This window comes from Vibrio sp. KMM 9700 (assembly GCF_058545285.1).
In genome coordinates, this window is the sequence record NZ_CM178589.1 from 2,196,362 (window position 1) to 2,218,458 (window position 22,097).

Sequence of the window (22,097 nt, forward strand, 5' to 3'; positions counted from 1 at the left end):
AGGTGATGATGAAAAAGTTTAAGTTACTCATCTTATCTTGCTGCCTTGGCGCGAGTTTGCAAGCATTACCAGTGCTTGCAGCTGGGGTGACGCCTTACACTCAAGGCCGCCTATTAACGGCGGAGCGTTATGAGCAAAAAGGCGATTTAAATAAGGCTATTGCAACCTTAAATGAAACCAAAACCAAGTCTAATTATGACAAGGCATTTGTTGCGCGCATGCTTGGAATTTATTACTGGCAGCAGCAAAGCTCAGCTAAATCTATCGCATCATTGAACAAAGCCTTAGATTATAAAGTCCTTGATAGTGAAGCAACTTGGCAAACCAGACGCATGCTGGCTGATATTTTATATAGCGAGCAAAAATCTGATCAGGCTATCAAGCACTATCAAGCGCTGCTAAGTAGCGGTTATAAACCAAGTGCAGCTCAGCGCGCGGATTTCTACAAAGACTTAAACCAAATTCACTTTCGTTTAGCCGCAGCTTTTTATCAAAAAGAAGACTGGGCGCAAAGCGTGAAGTATTTAAGCAAGTTTAAGCCTGAAGATAACAAGCAAAAAATTCAAAGTTTGCAAATGAAGCTCTATGCACAAACCAATTTAAAACAATGGTCAGGGGTGGATAAAACAGTCAATGAGCTGATCCGCCTTGAGCCAAACAATAAAAATTGGTGGCAGCAGCAGATTTATGCCCAAGTACAAGCTGAGCAATATAAAAAAGCAGTCAGCACCTATTCGCTAGCCAAGCAGCAGGGGATTGAGTTTACCCCTTCAGATTATCAAATGCTGGCGCAACTTTATGCGCAAAATGGCATTTATGAAAAAGCGGCGCGCGTTTATAGCGAGCTATTTAAGCAATACCCTAAAGAGCAAACGCTGGCTAATTTGCAAACCCAAGCTAACTATTGGCAAATGGGCAAAGATTGGGATAAGGCAATTGGCGCATGGCAAACCTTAGCTCAGCAGTCGGGTAAATTTTATTGGCCTTTGACTCAGCTTTTAACTCAGCAAGGTGAATATGAAAAAGCGTTGGCAGTCGTTGATAAAGCCAAGCCTTATACAAGCGCAGATGATTACGCTTTAGCTAAAGTAAATATTTTATATAAATTAGAGCGTTACGATGATGCACTAGCAAATGCCAAACGCTTTCATGAGCGCGTACCATCTGATTCAGTGCAAACTTGGATTGGCTTTTTAGAGTCAAAAATTGCTATGCAGCAAGAAGTGAAACAAAATGCGCTAGAAGATCAAGCTGAACAAGTGGCGCAAATTGATACATCAGGATCAAATGCATCATAAGTTTCAAGTTATTCTGCCATTGCAGTTTATGTCCCAAACTGGGGTAAGGTCATGTTATGGCGCAAATTAAACGCCTTGCCGAGGTGCTGGCATTTATTCATCAGCACCTTGAGGAGCCTTTATCCCTTGAGATGATTGCGCAAAAAAGCTGTTGGTCACGCTGGCAGCTGCAACGCGTCTTTAGTGAATATACCAAGGTTAGCGTTGCTCAATATATCCGCGAGCTTAAATTAAGCCGTGCGGCAGAGCTGCTTGTGTCCACACAAATGAAAAGCCTAGATATTGCCATCATGCTCGGCTTTAATTCAGAAATTAGCTTTAGCCGCGCGTTTAAGCAATTTTTTGGACAAAGCCCAAGGGCCTATCGCAAACAAGGAATCTTAACTGGGATCCGCAAGCCTTTTTCAATCTTGTCGATTGATGAGGCTCTTAACCATTCTAAAGAATCATTTAAGCAAATTCGTATTGAGACTAAGCCAGCCTTTAGTCTCATCGGGTGCCATGATGAAATCCAAGGCGTGCTCTCGCAAGAACCTAACTTTGCAGCCCAAGTGCCGCTCATTTGGCAAAAGTTTTATGATAAATTTCAACCGTTAAATGATGCGCCTCGAATAGGGGTGATCGATACTCGTCAAGCTGAGAGCTTAACCTATTGGGCTGGCATTAGGCTTACGAAAGATATTCAATTTTCAACACAAGATTTAAAGCCATTTGATGTCAGCCAATGTGACTTACCCAAGCAGACTTACGCTGTTTTCACCCATATTGGGAACATTGAAGCCTTAGCCCAAAATGTGATTTGGCTGCTTACGGTTTGGCTACCTGAGTCTGGCTATGAAGCCATTGATGGCTTTGAGCTTGAAATTTATCCTGCCGATTATCAGTATCAAGGCGAAGCAAGCCGACAAATGGAATACTGGTTGCCAATTCAAGCCGTTAAGCTCTAATCATTCATTTCATCAGCCTTTAGATAAAGATTTCTCACAAGTTGCACCAAATTGTTAACTTTCTCTAATTAAAAATAAGTATCATCTCGCTTTGATAATTATTCTTATTTGCGTTCAGGATGAACAGTTAGAGGAAATCATGCAAGAAAACTTAAAGCGCCCACAATCTTTTGTTTCTGCTTTGCGCCGTGCAAAGTCAAACCCTTTCGCGCTCTCAATTCTTACCACAAGCATTATTGCGAGTTTAGCTAGCCCTGCATTTGCTGCAGATGAGGCTTTATCTGCATCTGATGAAATGGATCAGATGACTGTCCTGGGTAAAACTTACCGTAACACTGCAACCAAAACTGCCTTATTGCCAGAAGAAACCCCGCAAGGGATCTCTGTGGTTACAAGTGAAGATCTTGAGCAGCGTGGCGTGAGTAATGTCGGTCAAGCTTTGCGTTATGTCCCGGGTGTGAATGCTGAGCTTAAAGGCGGCAGCGTCACCATGTATGACAACTATAATATTCGCGGCTTTGATAATGATCAGATGTATTACGATGGTCTGGTGCTGCAATATCTAGTTGGCTGGAACTTGCAGCCTCAAATCGACCCATTTGCTCTTGAGCAAGTGGAGATCTTCAAAGGTCCTAGTTCTGTGCTTTATGGCGCAATGCCTCCGGGCGGTATGGTCAACTTAATTGGTAAAGCGCCGAAAAAAGAGCATAGCACGCAAGTTGGTGTTGCTACGGGCACAGGTAATCTTGCTGAAGCGACCTTTGACTCAACGGGTCAAATTGGCGACAGCGATGTGAACTATCGCGTGATTGCCAAGGCGCGTAAAAAAGATGGTCAAATCGATCATACCGAAGAAGAGCGTTATCTGATTGCGCCATCGATTGACTGGCAGATGACGGATAAAACCAGCTTAAACTTAAACCTTTATTATCAAAATGATCCTAACATGGGGATGAACTCAGCTATTCCAGCGTCGGGAAGCGTGTGGTCAAACTCAAACGGCAGCATGGATAAAAGCATGTTTGTCGGAGATGAAAACTGGAGCAAGTTTGAGCGTGAATTCTTGATGGTGGGTTATAAAATCAATCATGAATTTAATCAAGACTGGTCATTTTTACAAAATGCACGCTATTTAAATGCTGATTTGCATCAAGATAATACTTACCATGTGGCAAGTGGTTATGATGCTTCAACAGGGGATCTTGAGCGTTATATCTATAGCACGGATGAAGAGTCTGAAGGCTTTGTGATTGATAACCAAGTGTCTGGCTTTGTGATGACGGGCGAGCTTGAGCACAACCTTTTATTTGGCTTTGATTATCAAAAACTTAATGGTAAATCAGACTACACAGATTATGGCTCAGATGCGCAATTTGGCACATTTAATGTATTTAGCCCAAATAACGATATTATCAATGCGTCAGCATTAAGCGGCACTGTGTATACAGATAAAGTTGATATTGAGCAAACAGGTTATTACTTCCAAGATCAAATGCAATATGGTGCATTGACCATGATGGCAGGCGGACGCTTTGATCATTATGAATATGAAAGTAACTATGTTGGTAGCGTGACCAAAGAAAGCCAACGTGAGTTCTCATACCGTGTTGGCGCTTTATATGCCTTTGATAACGGCATCTCACCTTATGCCAACTATGCAACCAGTTTCCAGCCAACGGCTAAGCTTGATGAAAATGGTGATACTTATAAACCAGAGCTTGGTAAGCAATTTGAAGTCGGTGTGAAGTATCAATCAGCAGATATGGCGCAAACTGTGACAGCTGCCTATTTCAATATCGAAAAACAAGATGTGTTGATGTCTGATCCAGATAACCCTTGGTACTACTTACAAGTTGGTGAAGTGCGTTCACAAGGTCTTGAGCTTGAAGGCAAGTTTATGCTGACAGATAGCTGGGATGTGGCAGCATCTTATGCTTATACAGATATCGAAATCACCAAAGATTCAAACAATGGTCTAGAAGGCAAGCGTCCAATTTATGTACCTAAACATAGCGCGACACTTTGGTCAAACTACTACCTCTATGATGGCGCTTTAGCTGGCACGCGTTTCGGCGCTGGGGTACGTTTTGTTGGCGAGCGTGAGATGGATGCAGAGAATACAGACACTGTACCTGATTATACTTTAGTTGATCTATCAGCAAGTTATGACTTAACTGAACTGTCATCTAGTTTATCTGGTGCATCACTAAGCGTGAGTGCGAACAATGTGTTTGATGAAGATAACTTCACCTGTTATGACAGCGCAAACTGTTGGTATGGTCAAGAGCGTACGGTTGAAGTCGGCTTTGATTATAAGTTCTAAGCCTTAACCGCTACTTGTTTGATTAAAAACTTGTTTGGCAAAACTTTGACTTAGAATATATCAATGCAAATGCCAGCTTATCTTCTTGAAAGAGAAGTTTTAAGTTGGCATTTTTGTATAAAAAGAAAGCCGTTAAACATTTCAATTTGAATTAAAATCAAACAACTTTTTCTTTACAATATTTTTGATAATTAATATCATTAAGATTCTCAATTAAAGCCAAAAGAGCAAGTTATGCTAGATGTCAGATACCACAATTTATTTGCAACCAGTAAGTCTGTGACTGAGTATCTAGATGGCTTTGTTTTCTCATCGATTGACCAAGCAAAACTTGCACCCGTGCAAGATATTATGCCTGTGTATGCAGCGCAAACCAATCAACATCTTTTCACCTTTGATGACAATAGTGACAAGCTCTCGCAAATCTATCAGCACTTGCAAAGCCAATATCAAGAAGCGGGCCAAGCTTATTGGCTAACGCGTCTGTGGGGGCTGCTAACTTGGCAGGGGGTGTATACCAGTTTGCTGAGTGTGTATCGTCTTGGCGCTGTGCCCGATTTTTCATCTATGGCGCAAGTCTGGCAACCTAAGCTTAACTTTATTTCTGGTTATGGCTTAAATGGCGCAGATTTTTATAGCGATGATAAAACGCACCTGATTGAAAAAGTGGGCGCAGATTTAGTCCCAGTGTTTAATCAATACCGTGAACAGCTTGCTGAACATGTGCGCATCCGTCCACATTTTTGCAATCAAATCCTCGCAGATAGTTTTGTGGTTTGTCTGACCCGCTTGCAGCATCAAGCGGCTAAACATATGGTAGGTATCGACCCTGATTTAGCCAAATTTGCGGCGAATATATCCGTCACAGATGAAGCCCAGCTCTGGCTCAATGCATTTGAGTTGCCAAGTAAAAGCCTTGCGAATCTTACCCATTCTAAAACGGGTGACTGGCTTTATACCCGCACCTCTTGTTGCCTTGCTTATCGCACCAAAGGTGGCGGTGTGTGTAGCAATTGCCCGAGAAAGAAATAGTCAAAAATTTTAATCCAAAACTCAGTCTTAAACTATCTTGGAACCTATAAAAGTGTTGCTTTATTAAGCACTTGTTGTTTCAATTGATAAGCGAAAAGGCTAAGCTTAAAGTCTAGCTATTAATAACTATCACTCAAAATCATTGAAGTTGCAGCTTCAGGGATGGAAAGTGTAAATGGACTTAGGGATTATGATCACACACAAACGCCTAAAATTCTTATACCACCAACTTAAAGATAAGCTTTGGGTAAAGCCTTTATGGATCTGCATTTGCTCCATATTTGTGGTGATCTTGGCAAAACTTGTCGACTTTTTGCCGATTCATGAATTTATCTACAAAATAAAGCTTGAGTCCTTAGAAGATTTGCTCGAAATCATGGCCTCAAGCATGTTAGTAATCGCAACCTTTTCGATTGGTAACATGGTTGCCGCATATAACTCAGCCAGTAATGCCACCACGCCTCGCTCCTTTAGTGTTGTCGCATCCGATGATGTTTCCAAAAATGCTTTATCTCGTTTCATTGGCTCATTTATTTACAGTATCGTTGCCTTAATTGCAGTTAAAAACGACAGCTTTGGTAGCTCTAGTTTATTTATCTTATTTATCTGTACTTGCATCGTGTTTGCTGGCGTTGTGCTGACCTTTATCTATTGGGTCGACTGTTTAGCGCGCCTTGGACGTGTGGGAAATACCATCGACAGGGTTGAAGCCGTTTCCAAAAAGTCTTTACTTGAATCGAACTACTTTGAATATGCGACTTATGACTTAGAAGATGCCTTTGAAATGCAGATTACCAATGAGATGGTTGGTTATTTGCAATATGTCGATTTAGAAGCCCTTGAAAACTGGGGGGAAGAAAATGACATCCGAGTGCAAGTGGTAAAAATGCCGGGAGATTTTTTAACTGTTGGAAATGTTTTGGCGCGCTTTGATGTTTCAGAAAATAAAGCCCAAGAGCTTGAGATAGATATTGATGAGTTAAAAGAGCACTTTTATTTAGGCGCTGATAGGGTGTTTGAAAGCGACCCGAGATTTGGATTTGTGGTCTTATCCGAAATTGCCAGCAAAGCCTTGTCACCTGCGGTCAATGATCCGGGCACAGCAATTAAGGTGATCACAAGTCTAGTGCGTTTGCTAACGATTTGGCAAAAGCAATGTGACAAAGAAGTCGAGGTCGAAAATAAATATGTCACCATTCCGCCCCTAGCGACCCAAGATTTATTTGATGATGGCTTTATGCCAATCGCGCGTGATGGTGCCCAATGCTTAGAGGTGATGATCCACTTACAAGATGGTTTGGAAGCCTTGTATCAATGCGGCAATGAAGAGATGAAACTTGCTGCCATCTCGCATGCTCGTGATAGCTTAACTCGTTGTGAGCAAAACATCAGCTTTGTGCCCGATCTCGACAAGATCAAGGCAAAAAGCTTACTTTTGTCCACGGATCAACAGAAGTAAGAAGTAGCTGCCGCCAATGATTGAGACTAATGTCCCGGCTGCAATTTGCGCGGGGAATAAAATCACTTGTCCAAGCCAGTTGGCGCAAAGCATTAATAACCCGCCCGTAAGCGCTGCGATAATCAGTTGCTCTTTAGCTTTCTTAGCTCCAAGCATCACAGCCATGTGCGGCGCAAGTAGGCCAATAAAACCAACAGGGCCCATGCTGCTGGTGACTAAGGCGCAAAGCAGGGCAACGATTGTCAGTAAAAGCACACTTGCCAGTTGAACATTTAAACCGCGCGCACGGGCAAAGGCGCGGCCTGCTGAAATCAGCGTTAGCCAGCGAGATAAACCTAGGCTCACTATGGCTAATAAGCTAGTGATTATCATTAAAGTCCAAGCTGAAGCCGGGCTGACGCGATAGGTTGAGCCTGCTAACCAGTTGATAATTGCGTAGCTATCTTGCGCATTTTGCGCCAGTGCAAATTGAACTAATGAATCAATTAAAGCGCCGAGTGAAATACCAATCAAAATCAAACTGGCAGGGGCAAATTGATTGCGTCGTCCTAAAATCAAGATAAGCCCAAGCACCAACATACTGCCGATAAAGGCAACCAAAGATCCTGACTCAAAAATATTCACGCCAAAAAAGACGCTCGCCCCGATCAAGGCAAAACTTGCCCCAGCGGAGATCCCCAAAATATCAGGACTTGCGAGTGGGTTATAAATCAGGCGCTGCAACATGGTGCCGGCAATCGCAAGCGCGACCCCTGCAAAAAATGCGGTGCTAAATCTTGGCCATATCAATCCCCAATTAAATGCATCCGGCAGTGCAAATTCAAATCCGCTTTGGGTCATGTTTAGGCAACTGCTGACAATCAACATAGCGAGTACGCTCACGACCAAGATTGGCATGGTTAACGGCGAGATATGATCCCGGCTTGGCGGCAGTTTGATAGAGACTTGATCTTGGGCGCGTAAGTTACGGCGGCTAAACCAAAGCAGGGCTGGTGCGCCCATTGCCGCTGCCGCAGTCCCACTTGGCACTAGGCTTACCGTCCAAAGGCTGACGCTTTTCGCTATGATGTCAGTTAGAAGCAAGCCAACAGCGCCAATGATCATGCTGGCCACTAATTCTTGACGTGGCGTGCGCGCACCTAAGGCTCTGGCAACATTTGGCGCAATCAGGCCAATAAAACTTATCATCCCAACGACTGTAATTGAGGCAGAAACCACCCAAAGGCCAATTAAAATCAATGCAAAGAACATTGGCAAGACATTTAAACCGCGCGCCGCTGCCCCTTGTTGACCTAAGCGCATCAGGCTTAAAATTCGCGGCGCAAATGCTAGTAGTAAGATAGCTGGGGCAATTCTTGGTAAGAGCCAAATGACTTGATCCCAACCATTTTGCGCCAGATCGCCTGCGCCCCAAATAAAGACGTTTTGCGCGTATTGATCATTTAGCAAGATAATTGCGGTTGAAATTGCGCCAAATAAGATATTCACCACCATGCCAGATAAGATCAAAGGCAAGCCGGTGATGTTTTTAAACCCTGCAATGGTGATCACTAAGATCATCGAAATCATTGCGCCAGACATGGCAGCAACAGCTTGCATATCGCCGGCAAGGTTTGGCCAAAACACATTTAAAATGATGAGCGCTAACCAAGCACCAGAAGATGTACCTAAGGTGAGGGGGGAGGTAAGGTTGTTTTGGGTGAGCTGCTGCATCAGGCTGCCAACTAAGCCTAAGATGGCGCCGACCATGATCCCCATCACAAGGCGTGGCAATAGCCCAAAGGTGAAGTTAAATTCATCAAATTCAACGGCTTCTTGACCGAAAATGAGCGAAATTTGGTGATCTAGGCTGAGTGGGTTTGCAATTTGCAAACTGAGTATGCCAATAAAAATTAAGCAAAGTGAGGTTAGTATTGTTAATTTTAATTGGCGTGTCATGTCTGTCTCGGTTGTAAATAAAATGGGTGAGAGTTTTTGATTTCTGCGGTTATTGCTTATGTGCATGCCATGACGCAAAGACGCTCAAGCCATCCATGGTCACTTTAAAAAATGCATCCTTGCATTTTTAAACTTTGCTCTATGGCATTACACATAAGCAATTTTAAGTTCTAAACTCGTTGTGATTGATACCTACTTAACAAGCCTGCGCAGGTTACTAATTTTCAAGCTTTAAAAGCGCATCGGTTACAGACTGAGCAATATACTCAATCGACATCGCGCCACCATAATTCCAAACCGCAGCCGCTTCACCTGCATGCTTTTGACGAACAAACGGCATCGCATTCCAAAGCATTGATTTATCGAGTTTATCTTGCTCATTAAATGGACCAAAATAAACCACATAGGCATCTTTTAGATCTTTTAACGATTGAATAGGTTGCTGGCTAATCCCCCATTCTTGCTCGGGTGGCATAATTGGCGCAGTTAAACCAAGCTGATTTAATGCATACACAGTAGTTGAGTTTTCAGTATATAAATACACCGCATTTTGGCTCGCAAAACGCATTGCCATAACTGGCGGTAAAGTGTCACCAAACTTATCCGTTAGCTTTTGTTTGAGCGCCTTAAAAGACTCATCCATTGCCGCTAATTTTTGCGCCGCAAGCTCTTCTTTATCAAAAACTTGTGCTATTTGCTTAAAGTTCTCAATGGCTTCTTTCGCGTGATTGGTATTTGGGCTATAACTTGCGTAATAGAGCACTGGCGCAATGGTTTCTAGTTTGGCAATCAAGTCTTTTTGTGGGCTGGCAGCCAAAATAACATCTGGCTTTAGTTTGGCAATTTCAGCAAGGTTTGGCTCGGCGCGAGTACCAAGTTCAACCACTTGCGATGGAATTTGCGGCTTCACTACCCATTCTTGATAATCTTTAATATCCGTTGCGCCAACAGGTGTGATGCCAAGCTCTAACACTTGTTCTGTTAGATCCCAGTTTAAGGTCACGACTCGTTGCGGCAGATCTTTTAACCTTTGCTCGCCGCGGCTATCTGTGACTGTTATATCTGCCAAGCTAAGGCTTGAAAAACATAGACTTGCTGCAAATAAACAGGTTGAGAATAAAGCATTATTGAATTTCATCAGGCTCTCTTTATTGGCTTATGATAAATCAACACACCACCGCAAGTTTTTGCGCTTGGGTTGGGTGATCAATCAGTTTAATTGGGGTTTGATAAAGCTCAGATAAACGCGCTTCATCTTGAATCGTTTGAGTTGGGCCACTAAAGGCGATTTCACCTTGCTTGAGGGCGACAATATGTGTGGCATAACGCAGCGCAAGGTTGATGTCGTGTAAGATCACGAGCACGCCACAACCTGTTTCTTTATTTAGGCTTTGAAGCAGATCCATTAAATGATATTGATGATGCACATCGAGCGCAGACGTTGGTTCATCTAAAATCAGCACTGGGGACTCTTGCGCCAGTAACATTGATACCCAAGCACGTTGGCGCTCACCACCTGAAAGTTTATCTGCAAGACTGTCGGCATATTTTAAGACATCTGTTTTTTGCATTGCCGCTTCAATCACGCTGTGATCTTGTTTTTGGAAACGACCAAACACGCCGCGCCATGCAAAGCGTCCCATTTTTACCAGTTCACGCACAGTTAAGCCGGCAACATCAGGCAGTTTTTGTGGCAAAAAGGCAACTTCTCGTGCGAGATCTTTAGCGCCTAATTGGTGGATGTCCTGTATTTTGCCATCTTGATTTTGCAGTGTGACTTTGCCAGCATCTGGGGTCGCTTGCCCTGCAAGTAGGTTTACCATGGTTGATTTGCCCGAACCATTGTGGCCGAGGATCACGGTAAAGCCATCACTTGGGATAGTTAAGTCTTTGATACTAAGAATATCTCGACCACCGCGATGAACGCGAATATCAGACAATTGGTACATGCTAAGCCTAGTTATATTAGAAAATACAGGGTGAAATAAATGCAAAAAGCACCCGTTTGATCTGGGCGCTTGTTTGACGGATATCGCGATTATAAATGAGAACTAATCTAATTTCTATTTTGTCAGCATTATAACTCAAGCCTTGAACAAATATTTGTGATACATCAAATACCAGTCACAAGGCTTGGGTTTATTTAAGTCTTACCACTGGTAGCTTAAACTTGCTGTCGCGTTAATGCCTTCGCCATAGTAGCAGTAGTAATCACAACTTGAAACAAACTCACGATCGCCCAGGTTATTCACGTTCACTTGTGCTTTCCAATCGTCGTTGATTTCATATTTTGCCATCATGTCGACAACTGTGTAGCTCGGCACATTAAGCATGCTTGCACCGGTTGAATTATGACCAGTTGTAGAGCCAGTATAACGAACACCTGTTCCCATGCTAAAGCCTGTGAGGCCAAGATAACCAAAGTCATATTCAAGCCATGCTGAAGCAGCGTGACGCGGAATAAGCGGAGTACGGAATTTTTCCATATCCGTGGTTTGTGCATCCGTATAGGTATAGTTTGCACGCGTCATTAGACCAAAGTCAGTTTGCGCAACTAAATCAAATTCAACGCCTTGTGACTCTAGTTTACCCGCTTGGGTTGATACGTAAGTCTCTGGGTTATAAACCAAGCCATTGGTCTGCTCGATATTAAACCATGCAAGGTTCAGATAACCATTCATAAAGCTAGGTTCGTATTTGATACCTGCTTCATATTGCTCACCCTCAAGCGGCTTATATGCGTGACCTGTTGTTGGGTCTGTTTGTGGGATCACCTCAAAAGATTCTGAGTAGCTAAAGTATGGTGATAAGCCGATGTCTGAAAGGTACATCACACCTGCATTCCATGACACTTCATCTTCATCAATATTTTCTGAAGTATTGAAAGTATGGTTATCAATGTCTAGGTCAATATTATCCCAACGCACGCCAGCTTTGGCGATCCACTTGCCATCAAACTTCACTTGATGCTGGGCATACACACCAGTTGAGTTCTTGGTGTATTCTTTGCTTTGTGCATCACTAAGATCAAGTGCAGGGCGATCGCTATAGTCAGGATCGAAAGAGTTAATCGTATTCCAAGCCCAGTTATCGTACTCAAGACCATCATTGTTGAAGTATTCATACTCCACGCCCATTAGCGTTGTATGCTCAAAGCGGCCTGTGCCAAATTCAGCAATTGCGCTGGTGTCGATAGTAAAGGTTTGAGTATCCCCATCACGGTATAAAATACCTTGGCTAAGCTCTTCACTGGTTTCACTGCCGTATGCATAAGAGCTAGTTAGTTCTAAATCAGTGTAAGAGTAGTTTGCATTTTGTTTTAACGTCCACACATCATTGAGATAGCTTTCAAGCTCATAGCCAACAGAGACTTGCAAGTTGTCATTATTATCGACATCTGGGTTGCCTAAGTTGGTATGCTCATCGATGTAGTCACCTTCAGCATTTGGGAAAAGCGTGCCATATGCAGGCATGAAACCGCCAGTTGGCACGCCATTGTCACGTTTAACCGAACCTAAGAAAGTAATGTTGGTCGCATCGGTTACGTCCCAAGAAAGACTTGGCGCGATGTAGAATCTGTCATTATCTGTGCCATCAAGATCGCCATCTTGCTGGTTCATCATAGTAACTAAACGAAAACGTACCGTATCCGATAAAACTGTGTTGGTATCAAGGCCAACTTGTGCAAAGCTGTCCGTGCCATAACGCACTTCAACCATGCCAGTATCTTCATAAAGTGGACGTTTGCTGACTGCATTGACGACACCACCTGGAGGCGCTTCACCGAATAAAATCGATGCAGGGCCTTTTAATACTTCAATGCTTTCAAGGCCAAACGGCTCAAGCGTCCAAGTGTAATAACCATTTTGATACAAGCGGTTACCATCTAAATAGGTTGCTGCATCAAAGCCGCGAACTTTAAACCATTCCGTATTGGTATCACTACCATAAGGCTGACTTAAAACGCCAGATTGATAGCGAACCGCTTCATCCAATGAGCTTGGTTTACGCTCATCAAGTTGTTCTTCATCGACGATTGAAACACTACGTGGCGACTCAGCAAGTGGGGTTTGCACTTTCATCGCAGAAGCTGTGATGACCATGGTATCCATATTCTCATCTTGAGAATTGTCATCTGCCGCATGCGCAAAATTAAAAGTCAAAGGTAAAAGCAGCGCAGCGTGCAAGGAAGAGCGAATAGCTTTACTCAAATATGATTGAGAAAATGATAAGGTGGGCATAAAATATCCGATAATATGAATGAGAATAATTTGTATTTGTGAATTATATGTATTTTAAAATGAAATAGAAGTGTTAATTTGCAAAATAAATTGAACTTTTCGTTAAGAGTGATCTAGATCAAGAATGGAAAGCTGTTTTAATTTTACCAATTCTTAACATCTAGACTATCAAAAACATTAGATAAGCTTTAAAATGTATTTTTGCCTCGATGTATCTGTACATCTGCAACAAATAACCTACTTTTGGAAACCTATTTATGTTCAAATTTTTTGAAGGCTTGACTCAAGCTTTCCCGAAAGAAGAGCCGAAAATGCCACCTAAGAATCTGGTGGCTTTTTTACTTTATTACACCCGTGGTTTTAAATTGCCGCTGGCGATTATGTCGGCGCTGAGCGCAATCATTGCGATTGTGGAAGTCACCTTATTAGGCTTTATCGGCAAACTTGTTGATATGTTTGGCCAGCATACCCCTGAAACCTTTTGGGCAGCAGAAGGTTGGACGCTGTTTTGGATGGGCTTTTTAGTTGTCGTCGTGATCCCTGTTCTTGCCTTTGCCCATTCGATGATCATGCACCAATCTTTATTGGGTAACTATCCTATGTCTGTGCGTTGGCTCGCGCACCGTTATCTGTTGCGTCAAAGCATGACGTTTTATCAAGATGATTTTGCAGGGCGCATTGCCACCAAAGTCATGCAAACGGCGCTTGCAGTACGTGAAACCGTGATGAAACTTGTGGATGTGCTGGTGTATGTGTCGGTGTATTTCACCTCGATGATCATCATGATGGCAAACTCAGATGTCTCTTTAATGCTGCCAATTTTAGTCTGGCTGTGTGCTTATATCGGCATTTTGTGGTATTTCGTGCCACGCATGAAAGCTGTCGCGACCAAGCAAGCCGATGCGCGTTCAACCATGACAGGGCGCATTGTAGATAGTTATACCAATATCAATACAGTGAAGCTATTTGCCCACACCAACCGTGAAACTGAATATGCTGAAAAAGGCATGAAAGGCTTTCTGCATACGGTTTATGCGCAAATGCGTTTAGCTACTTGCTTTGTGTTAAGTATTGATTTTATTAACTATGCACTTTTATTTGTGATTGCTGCGCTGTCTATTGGGCTATGGATGAACGCCGCAGTTTCTGTTGGCGTGATTGCGGTTGCGATCAGCATTGCGCTGCGCGTGCAAGGCATGTCGAAGTGGATCATGTGGGAAGTGAGCAATATGTTTGAAAACATCGGGACTGTGATCGATGGTATGAATATGCTTTCTAAACCTGTTGAAATTGAAGACAAACCAAACGCACCAGCACTTGAAGTGAAGCAAGGCGAAATCAAGTTTAACAATGTTTGTTTCCACTATGGTGAAGCGAACAAGAAAATCATTAACCATCTTGATTTAAACATTAAACCGGGTGAGAAAATTGGCCTAGTTGGGCGCTCTGGCGCGGGTAAATCCACCATGGTTAACCTCTTGATGCGTTTTTATGACTTAGAAACTGGCACGATTGAGATCGACGGCCAAGACATCAGCCATGTGGCGCAAGATTCACTGCGTAGCAAGATTGGGATGATCACCCAAGATACCTCACTCTTACACCGCAGCATTCGTGAGAACATCTTGTACGGCAAACCCGATGCAACCGAAGAAGAATTGATTGCAGCGACTAAGCAAGCCAAGGCGCATGAGTTTATCGAAGGGCTAACAGATACCTTTGGCAATGTGGGTTATGACGCGCAAGTGGGTGAGCGTGGGGTGAAACTTTCTGGCGGTCAACGTCAGCGTATTGCGATCTCTCGCGTATTGCTAAAAGATGCGCCAATTTTGATTATGGATGAAGCGACCTCAGCGCTTGATTCTGAAGTGGAAGCGGCAATTCAAGAAAGCTTATATGAGCTAATGGAAGGCAAAACCGTGATTGCGATTGCGCACCGTTTATCCACCATTGCGGCAATGGATCGCTTGATTGTGATGGATCAAGGTCAGATTGTTGAGCAAGGCAGTCACCAAGAGTTGATTGAGCAAAAAGGTATTTATGCGCAGCTTTGGGCGCACCAGACGGGCGGGTTTATTGGTTTAGATGACTAATATTCTTCATCCTTGAAGCTGTCACATAGCCTTTTTGATTAATTGAAAAGAGGCTATAAAGCTAAAGACTCCAATAACTTATCTCAAAGTGTTGGAGTCTTTTTTTATGCGCTAGAAGCTATAAATCACTTCAACTAGCTTAGTTTTTTATATGCCTTGCCTGTCACAATGGTTTCCATCAGATTCATCACAATCAAAGCTTCTTCCTCTGTCACTGGCATTTGAGTATCTTGCTGCAAAGCTTGGTAAATATCTTGATAAAATGCAGTATAATGCTTATAAATGCTTGGAATTTGCTCGGTTTTATCCAAGAAATAAAGCGTGCCTGCACCTGTTTCTAGATCCTTGCCAAAATCTGGCGAATCTAAGAATATCCCTTGCTTAAGATCGCGCTCTTGTTGGTCAATATCATATTTTTCAAAGGTTGCGAGCGTGCTGTTGATGATCCAGCGTGGCGGCGCTTTGACTGTGAGTTGTGAAAAACGCACGCGAACACGTAAATTGCCGTAAACAAGCTTAATATCATAGTGATCTTCGGGGAAACCATGGGCTTCAAAATTGCCGGCATCACCACGTTCACTGAGTGTCTCTTGAGTAAAGCCCATCGCCTCGCCCGTGCCTAAATAAGCATTTTTTTGATTAGCAAGATCATAAACCAGCGCATCTGGCTCACCATAAAGGCTAACGATTTGATCTAAAAAGTGCACCGCATGGCCATAGACACTGCCATCATATTTAGTGCCTTGATGATCAATGCCATCGGTTCGATAGTGAGTATGGTTGGACTCAATCTCCATCACCTCACCAATATCTGTGCGCTCAAGAATTTGTTTTGCCATTAGAAAATCACTATCCATGCGGCGATTTTGATACGGCATGATTTTTACATTGTTTGCCTTGGCAAGTTCAAAAAGACTTTTGGCTTGATTAAGGGTGTCACAAAAAGGTTTTTCGATAATCACATGCTTGCCTGCTTCAATCGCTTTTTGCGCAAACTCAAAGTGAGTGCTAGAAGGCGTGGTGATAACAATAATCTCAGCCTCACTTTTTAATAACTCATCGACTGACTCAAAGCGAGTTAAATCTTGTGGCAAGTGCGGATACGGCATTTCAAACTGGCGTGAGCCGCGAGTATAATAACCAATCACCTCAAAGCATTTATTGCCTTGTACATCCTTCGCGGTATCAATAAACGGCATATGATATCTATGCGTGCTTTTACCAAATCCAATAAATCCTAATTTCATGATTCCCTCATTGTGATTATATTTTGGGTAAATTTTCTTCTAAGTAAGTGAGTAAATAACGCGTATTCGCAGACAGCGTTGGCGCATTTGGATACACCGCCCAGACCCCGTCTTGCTTAGGTTGATAAGCATCTAAAATTGAACACACACTGCCATCATCAAGCGCATCTTCTACATAATAATCAGGAAGTTGAGCTATTCCTAAACCTTTTTTTACCGCATCGAGCAACACAAAACCATTATTACATATGATTTGGCCTTTGAGTTTTAATCTCTGCTGTTTTTGCGTCTTAGGAATGAAAAAGCGCCAATAGCCAAGCGAGCCAAGCAAACAATTATGCTGTTTGAGATCCTTTAAGTTTTGCGGGGTGCCGTGTTTGTCTAAATAATCTTTGGACGCACAAAGGTAGACTTTGCGATCACGAATTTTTTTCGCCCGTATGCTTGAGTCTTGCAATTGACCTAAGCGGATCGCTAAATCTATCTTATCGCGAGTTAAATCAATTTGCTGATTGGTTAACACAAGCTCGACGCTAAGATTTGCCTCTTGCAAGCAAAAGTCATTGATTAACGGCGCAATATGGCGCTCACCATAGGCGGTTGGGGCGGAGATTTTAAGGTGTCCTTTGGGCGAGGCATTGGCTTGGGTGAGCTTATCTTGAGCTAAATTTAACTGAGTTAAAATCGCTTGGCATTCCATTGCATATTGCTCGCCTGCTTGAGTTAAGCTGACTTGACGCGTGGTGCGATAAACCAAGGTGACGCCAAGGCGCTGCTCGAGGTTTTTGACTTGGCGGCTCACTTGCGCGGTCGAAAGCTTTAATTGTTTTGCTGCTTGAGTAAAGCTTCCAGTCTGCGCTACTGCAACAAATTCACAAATTCCTTCCCAAAGCATATCTTTCCTATTGTTACTACTTGGTAAAAGTGTTTTTATTATATGGAAATTATCATTTTTAGAAAGAGGTATATAATTCTAAGCAGTTGTTTTATTTTCGATCTCGCTTTGAGATAAGCATTTTAAAGTATGCTTAGATTAGAGTTTGCGATCTTTTTATGAAAGGAAGGTAAGCGTATGAGTGCACAAGTGATCAAATCAAGAGCTGCTGTCGCATGGCAAGCGGGTGAGCCGTTAAAAATGGAAACTGTTGATGTGATGCCACCACAAAAGGGTGAAGTTCGGGTTAAAATTTTAGCTTCAGGTGTGTGTCATACCGATGCTTACACACTTTCTGGCGCCGATCCTGAAGGTGTTTTCCCGTGCATTTTAGGTCATGAAGGTGGCGGCATTGTTGAGTCTGTCGGTGAAGGCGTGACTAGCGTTGCTGTGGGCGATCATGTGATCCCACTTTATACCCCAGAATGTGGCACTTGTAAGTTCTGCACCTCTGGAAAAACCAACCTTTGCCAGCGCATTCGTGAAACCCAAGGCAAAGGTTTGATGCCAGATGGCACAACTCGTTTTTCAATTAATGGTGAGCCAATTTTTCACTATATGGGCACTTCAACTTTCTCTGAATATACAGTTTTGCCAGAGATTTCTATCGCTAAAGTGAATAAAGAAGCACCGCTTGAAGAAGTTTGCTTGCTTGGTTGTGGCGTCACCACTGGCATGGGCGCGGTGATGAATACGGCGAAAGTCCAAGAAGGTGATACGGTCGCTATTTTTGGTCTCGGCGGGATTGGTCTATCCGCAATTATCGGCGCAACCATGGCGAAAGCTGGACGCATTATTGCGATTGATATTAACGAATCTAAATTTGATTTAGCAAAACAACTTGGCGCAACAGATTGCATTAACCCAAATGACTGCGATAAGCCAATTCAAGAAGTTGTGGTTGAAATGACTGACGGCGGCGTAGATTATTCATTTGAATGTATCGGCAATGTGAACGTGATGCGCAGTGCGCTTGAGTGCTGTCACAAAGGTTGGGGCGAGTCGGTGATCATAGGTGTTGCGGGCGCAGGCGAAGAAATCTCAACCCGTCCATTCCAATTGGTGACAGGACGTGTGTGGAAAGGCTCAGCGTTTGGCGGGGTGAAAGGTCGCAGTGAGTTGCCTGATTATGTTGAACGCTACATGAAAGGTGAGTTCAAGCTTAGTGATTTTATCACCCATACCATGAGCTTAGATAAAATTAACGAAGCTTTCGATTTAATGCATGAAGGCAAAAGCATCCGAACTGTGATTCATTTTGATAAGTAAGGGCGCATCAAATGAGTCAAATCACAAAAATTAGTGAGAACTTTTGTCATGGCGGTTGGCATCAAAGGTATAGCCATCAAAGCCAAGCGACCAAGACGCAAATGAGCTTTGCCATTTTTTTGCCTGAGCAAGCCAGCAAAGGGCCAGTGCCTGTTTTATATTGGCTTTCTGGCCTAACCTGCACGGATGAAAACTTTATGCAAAAAGCTGGCGCAATGCGTGTCGCAAGTGAGCTTGGAATAGCCATTGTTGCGCCGGATACGAGCCCGCGTGGCGAAGGCATTGCCAATGATGAGAGCTATGATCTTGGGCAAGGCGCTGGCTTTTATGTCAATGCATTGCAAGCGCCTTGGGCTGAGCATTATCAGATGTATGATTATGTGAGCTTTGAGTTGCCAAGTATCATTGAAGCGAACTTTGCAGTGTCGGGTAAGCGTGCGATTTCTGGTCACTCTATGGGTGGGCATGGCGCCTTGATGATAGGGCTTCGTAATGCGCAGCGTTATACCTCGATTTCTGCTTTTAGCCCAATCGTGAATCCTATGGATTGTCCTTGGGGGCAAAAGGCATTTACCGCATATTTAGGCGAAGATAAAGCATTGTGGCCCAAATATGATGCGACCGAGTTGATGAAAAAAATCAAAGATCCGCAAGGATTACCTTCGATTTTGATTAGCCAAGGCATCGCGGATGAGTTTGTCGAAACTCAGTTAAAGCCACAAAACTTTGTCCATGCGGCGCAATCTGTCGGTTATCCGGTTCAATTTGAAGCGCATCCTAACTATGATCATAGTTATTACTTTATTGCGAGCTTTATTGAGCAGCATCTGCGCTTTCATGCCGAATATTTAATTTAAAGTATTAAAATAATGCAAAACTTGAGCCTTTAATCTTAGTGTGTCGTGATGCTAGGTTTAAAGGCTTTTTTGCATCTGCTCAGAATCTTTTTCAGTGGTATCGAATTGATTCTCTACTTCTTTTTCCACCTCTTCAATACAACATTCATCAAGTAAATAAGCAATCACAGATTGCAACTGCTGATAACGCGCAATGCAAAATAAGCTTCGCCCTTGTCTTTCTTGTTTAATCAGATTCGCTGAGATAAGGCTTGAAATATGGTGCGATAAAGTCGAATTTGGGATCTGAAGTCGCGCTTGTAAGTCGCCGACGGTTAAGCCTTGGTAGCCGGCCTTGACCAAGGTTTTATAAATGGTTAGGCGGATTGGATGACCTAACTCTTTGAGTGCTTTTGCGATTTCTTCTACTTGCATAGTTTTTTATTCCTGCTTACTTACCCCCAAGAGTACCTGCCTTGAGGAGTTTTGGCTAGGATACTAAGAATATTTCGAAAAATATAGAAATATATTGACAAAAAATGTCTGTCACTTATTATTTCCATAATTATCGAAATGTAGTTTAAGAGAGACTCCTATGCCAATAGATTGGATTGCCATGCTCAAAGAAGCCGCGTCAATGTTTGCCTTTTTATCCGCTGAGCTAATAGTTTTATTTTTAGTCATCAGCTACTTAGTGGGTTTATTGCAAGTCGTATTAACCCCTGAAAAAATTCAAAATTTGCTCAGCTCCAGACATGGCAAAGGTTATGTGATTGCTGCATTATCTGGTGCGATCACGCCTTTTTGTTCATGTTCGACCATCCCATTTTTGAAAGGCTTATTGCGCGCACGCGCAGGCTTTGGCCCTATGATGGTGTTCTTGTTTGCCAGCCCGCTACTTAACCCAATTATTATTGGTTTATTTGTGGTGACCTTTGGCGCCAAAGTGGCGATCTTTTATTTTGTATTAGCCTTATCTGTGTCAATTATTGCTGGCGTCGTGCTTGAAAAGCTTGGCTTTGAGCGTTATGTCAAAGAAGAAGCCTACCAAGGCAGCATTGAAGTTTCTTGTTGTGGCAGTGAGCCGAAAGCCGAAGAAAAATCAAGTTGTTGTAGCTCAGAGCCAAAAGCTGAGCAGACGTCAAGCTGTTGCAGCAGTGAGTCGAAAGTTGAACCAAATATTGAAGATAAATCATCTTGCTGCGCTTCTGCGCCAAAAGTTGAGTCGTCTTCTTGCTGCGCTGGTGAAACAACCAAGAAACCAAAAGTTTCCAAAGCCATGTATCAAGCAATTTGGCGTTCAACTTGGGCTGATTTTAAACAAGTCTTCCCGTATTTGATGTTAGGTATTTTTATCGGCTCATTTATTTATGGCTTTGTGCCAACAGAATTTATCACAAAATATACGGGCACTGCGCATTGGTATGCGATTCCAGTGGCTGCCGTGATTGGTATTCCTTTATATATTCGCGCTGAAGCTGTGATCCCATTAAGCGCAGCATTAGTGCAAAAAGGGATGGCGCTAGGTTCAGTGATGGCATTAATTATTGGCAGTGCAGGGGCGAGTTTAACGGAAGTGATCTTGCTTAAATCTATCTTTAAAATTCAGATGATTATTGCATTTTTAGTGGTGGTTTTAAGCATGGCGATTAGTGCAGGGTTCTTATATAACTATCTAATTGTTTAATACACCATAGTCACTATAGCTAAACTTAAAGCATTGCAACGCGTATAAAAAAGTCGCCTAAGTAGATTACTTGGCGACTTTTTTGTTTGTCAGTTAAGCGCTTAAGCGTCTATCACTTAATTGATTTTTGCAGCATGCTGGGCTGGCATAATGTGTAGCTCTGCATCTGTGTATTCTTCTTCACTTAGCGGCGTGACGCGATCAGCATCTTCTTCATATTTATATAAAGCTTGAACGCCCTCTAAAAGATTTTGGTTATCTTTATCGAAGATTAGCTTACTGGTATCAAAGCCTGCTTCTTGGGCGATGGAAACATAGCGTTGAATTTCAGATTCTGGTAATTGACGGTTTTTCGACAAAATCCATAGATAATCTTTATTATGACTCGTTACAAGTGCGACAGAATAATCATCTTCAAGATAGAAGACGACATAGCTTGCTTCAAACGGCCATAAGAAAGAGATATTAAGGTGTCCTGTTTGTGGGTCTTTGGCAAACTCACCTTTCGCTGTGTCCTGCTCCCACTTACCTTCAGCCATATTAAAGCCGCGATTAGTGACTGAAATTTGGTTATCTGGCAGCGGTTGATATGAAGCTGTGACTAGGCTTAAGCCTTCTTCAAACGAGTTATCAAGTCGCGCGACTTCATGCCATGTGCCATAAAAGTTCTCGGCATTAAAATTGCTCACAGGTTCAATGCCTTTTGGAGTGCCAGTACAACCAGCAAGGAGGGCAGCGCAAAGGCTAACACTTGTGATCAAACGTTTCATATCAAATTCCTTCTTTATTATCG

The 22,097-nt window shown here is 42.9% G+C and carries 17 protein-coding genes; 9 read left to right on the forward strand and 8 right to left on the reverse strand.

Annotation, left to right across the window (positions count from 1 at the left end):
• The first annotated feature begins 8 nt into the window (after positions 1-8).
• From AC2VOY_RS09850 to AC2VOY_RS09870, 5 genes are all read left to right on the forward strand, one after another.
• Entirely contained in the window at positions 9-1,298 is a 1,290-nt protein-coding gene (locus AC2VOY_RS09850) for a tetratricopeptide repeat protein (RefSeq protein WP_491831158.1), read from the forward strand.
• Positions 1,299-1,354: 56 nt separating this feature from the next.
• Positions 1,355-2,245, forward strand: a complete 891-nt coding sequence (locus AC2VOY_RS09855; protein ID WP_491831159.1) for a GyrI-like domain-containing protein — start codon at positions 1,355-1,357, stop codon at positions 2,243-2,245.
• 139 nt (positions 2,246-2,384) lie between these two features.
• Positions 2,385-4,568, forward strand: a complete 2,184-nt coding sequence (locus AC2VOY_RS09860; RefSeq protein WP_491831160.1) for a TonB-dependent siderophore receptor — start codon at positions 2,385-2,387, stop codon at positions 4,566-4,568.
• Positions 4,569-4,802: 234 nt separating this feature from the next.
• Entirely contained in the window at positions 4,803-5,600 is a 798-nt protein-coding gene (locus tag AC2VOY_RS09865) for a siderophore ferric iron reductase (RefSeq protein WP_491831162.1), read from the forward strand.
• A 175-nt stretch (positions 5,601-5,775) separates the two neighbouring features.
• Entirely contained in the window at positions 5,776-7,059 is a 1,284-nt protein-coding gene (locus tag AC2VOY_RS09870; RefSeq protein ID WP_491831163.1) for a DUF2254 domain-containing protein, read from the forward strand.
• On the opposite strand, the gene fhuB is transcribed toward AC2VOY_RS09870, so the two are convergent.
• The 4 genes from fhuB to AC2VOY_RS09890 all read right to left on the reverse strand — a co-directional run bounded on the left by fhuB (position 7,030) and on the right by AC2VOY_RS09890 (position 13,238).
• Positions 7,030-8,997, reverse strand: a complete 1,968-nt coding sequence (gene fhuB, locus AC2VOY_RS09875; protein ID WP_491831164.1) for a Fe(3+)-hydroxamate ABC transporter permease FhuB — start codon at positions 8,995-8,997, stop codon at positions 7,030-7,032. The two genes, AC2VOY_RS09870 and fhuB, sit on opposite strands and share 30 nt — an antisense overlap.
• 217 nt (positions 8,998-9,214) lie before the next feature.
• The gene (locus tag AC2VOY_RS09880) at positions 9,215-10,135 is read right to left on the reverse strand and encodes an ABC transporter substrate-binding protein (protein ID WP_491831165.1); all 921 of its coding nucleotides are present in this window, start codon (positions 10,133-10,135) and stop codon (positions 9,215-9,217) included.
• A gap of 28 nt (positions 10,136-10,163) precedes the next feature.
• Positions 10,164-10,946, reverse strand: a complete 783-nt coding sequence (locus AC2VOY_RS09885; RefSeq protein ID WP_491831166.1) for an ABC transporter ATP-binding protein — start codon at positions 10,944-10,946, stop codon at positions 10,164-10,166.
• Between the two features lie 201 nt (positions 10,947-11,147).
• A complete protein-coding gene (locus AC2VOY_RS09890) occupies positions 11,148-13,238 on the reverse strand; it encodes a TonB-dependent siderophore receptor (protein ID WP_491831167.1) in 2,091 nt (696 codons plus the stop codon).
• A gap of 257 nt (positions 13,239-13,495) precedes the next feature.
• Here AC2VOY_RS09890 and AC2VOY_RS09895 point away from each other — a divergent pair, with 257 nt between their 5' ends.
• Entirely contained in the window at positions 13,496-15,331 is a 1,836-nt protein-coding gene (locus AC2VOY_RS09895; RefSeq protein WP_491831168.1) for an ABC transporter ATP-binding protein, read from the forward strand.
• Positions 15,332-15,465: 134 nt separating this feature from the next.
• Here the strand turns inward: AC2VOY_RS09895 and AC2VOY_RS09900 are convergent, their stop codons facing one another.
• Positions 15,466-16,578, reverse strand: a complete 1,113-nt coding sequence (locus tag AC2VOY_RS09900; protein ID WP_491831169.1) for a Gfo/Idh/MocA family oxidoreductase — start codon at positions 16,576-16,578, stop codon at positions 15,466-15,468.
• A 16-nt stretch (positions 16,579-16,594) separates the two neighbouring features.
• A complete protein-coding gene (locus AC2VOY_RS09905; protein ID WP_491831171.1) occupies positions 16,595-17,473 on the reverse strand; it encodes a LysR family transcriptional regulator in 879 nt (292 codons plus the stop codon).
• A 177-nt stretch (positions 17,474-17,650) separates the two neighbouring features.
• Here AC2VOY_RS09905 and AC2VOY_RS09910 point away from each other — a divergent pair, with 177 nt between their 5' ends.
• Complete coding sequence (locus tag AC2VOY_RS09910; protein WP_491831172.1) at positions 17,651-18,781, forward strand: S-(hydroxymethyl)glutathione dehydrogenase/class III alcohol dehydrogenase; 1,131 nt, start codon at positions 17,651-17,653, stop codon at positions 18,779-18,781.
• 11 nt (positions 18,782-18,792) lie between these two features.
• Positions 18,793-19,638 carry an S-formylglutathione hydrolase gene (gene fghA, locus AC2VOY_RS09915; protein WP_491831173.1) on the forward strand — a complete coding sequence of 282 codons (846 nt, stop codon included), beginning with the start codon at positions 18,793-18,795 and terminating at the stop codon, positions 19,636-19,638.
• A 57-nt stretch (positions 19,639-19,695) separates the two neighbouring features.
• Here the strand turns inward: fghA and AC2VOY_RS09920 are convergent, their stop codons facing one another.
• Positions 19,696-20,052 (reverse strand): ArsR/SmtB family transcription factor, encoded by a 357-nt coding sequence (locus AC2VOY_RS09920; protein WP_491831175.1) that lies wholly within the window; start codon positions 20,050-20,052, stop codon positions 19,696-19,698.
• A 160-nt stretch (positions 20,053-20,212) separates the two neighbouring features.
• Here AC2VOY_RS09920 and AC2VOY_RS09925 point away from each other — a divergent pair, with 160 nt between their 5' ends.
• A complete protein-coding gene (locus AC2VOY_RS09925; protein WP_491831176.1) occupies positions 20,213-21,304 on the forward strand; it encodes a permease in 1,092 nt (363 codons plus the stop codon).
• A 116-nt stretch (positions 21,305-21,420) separates the two neighbouring features.
• On the opposite strand, the gene AC2VOY_RS09930 is transcribed toward AC2VOY_RS09925, so the two are convergent.
• Positions 21,421-22,074: a lipocalin family protein gene (locus AC2VOY_RS09930; protein WP_491831177.1), complete on the reverse strand. Its 654-nt coding sequence runs from the start codon at positions 22,072-22,074 to the stop codon at positions 21,421-21,423.
• Positions 22,075-22,097 lie beyond the last annotated feature (23 nt).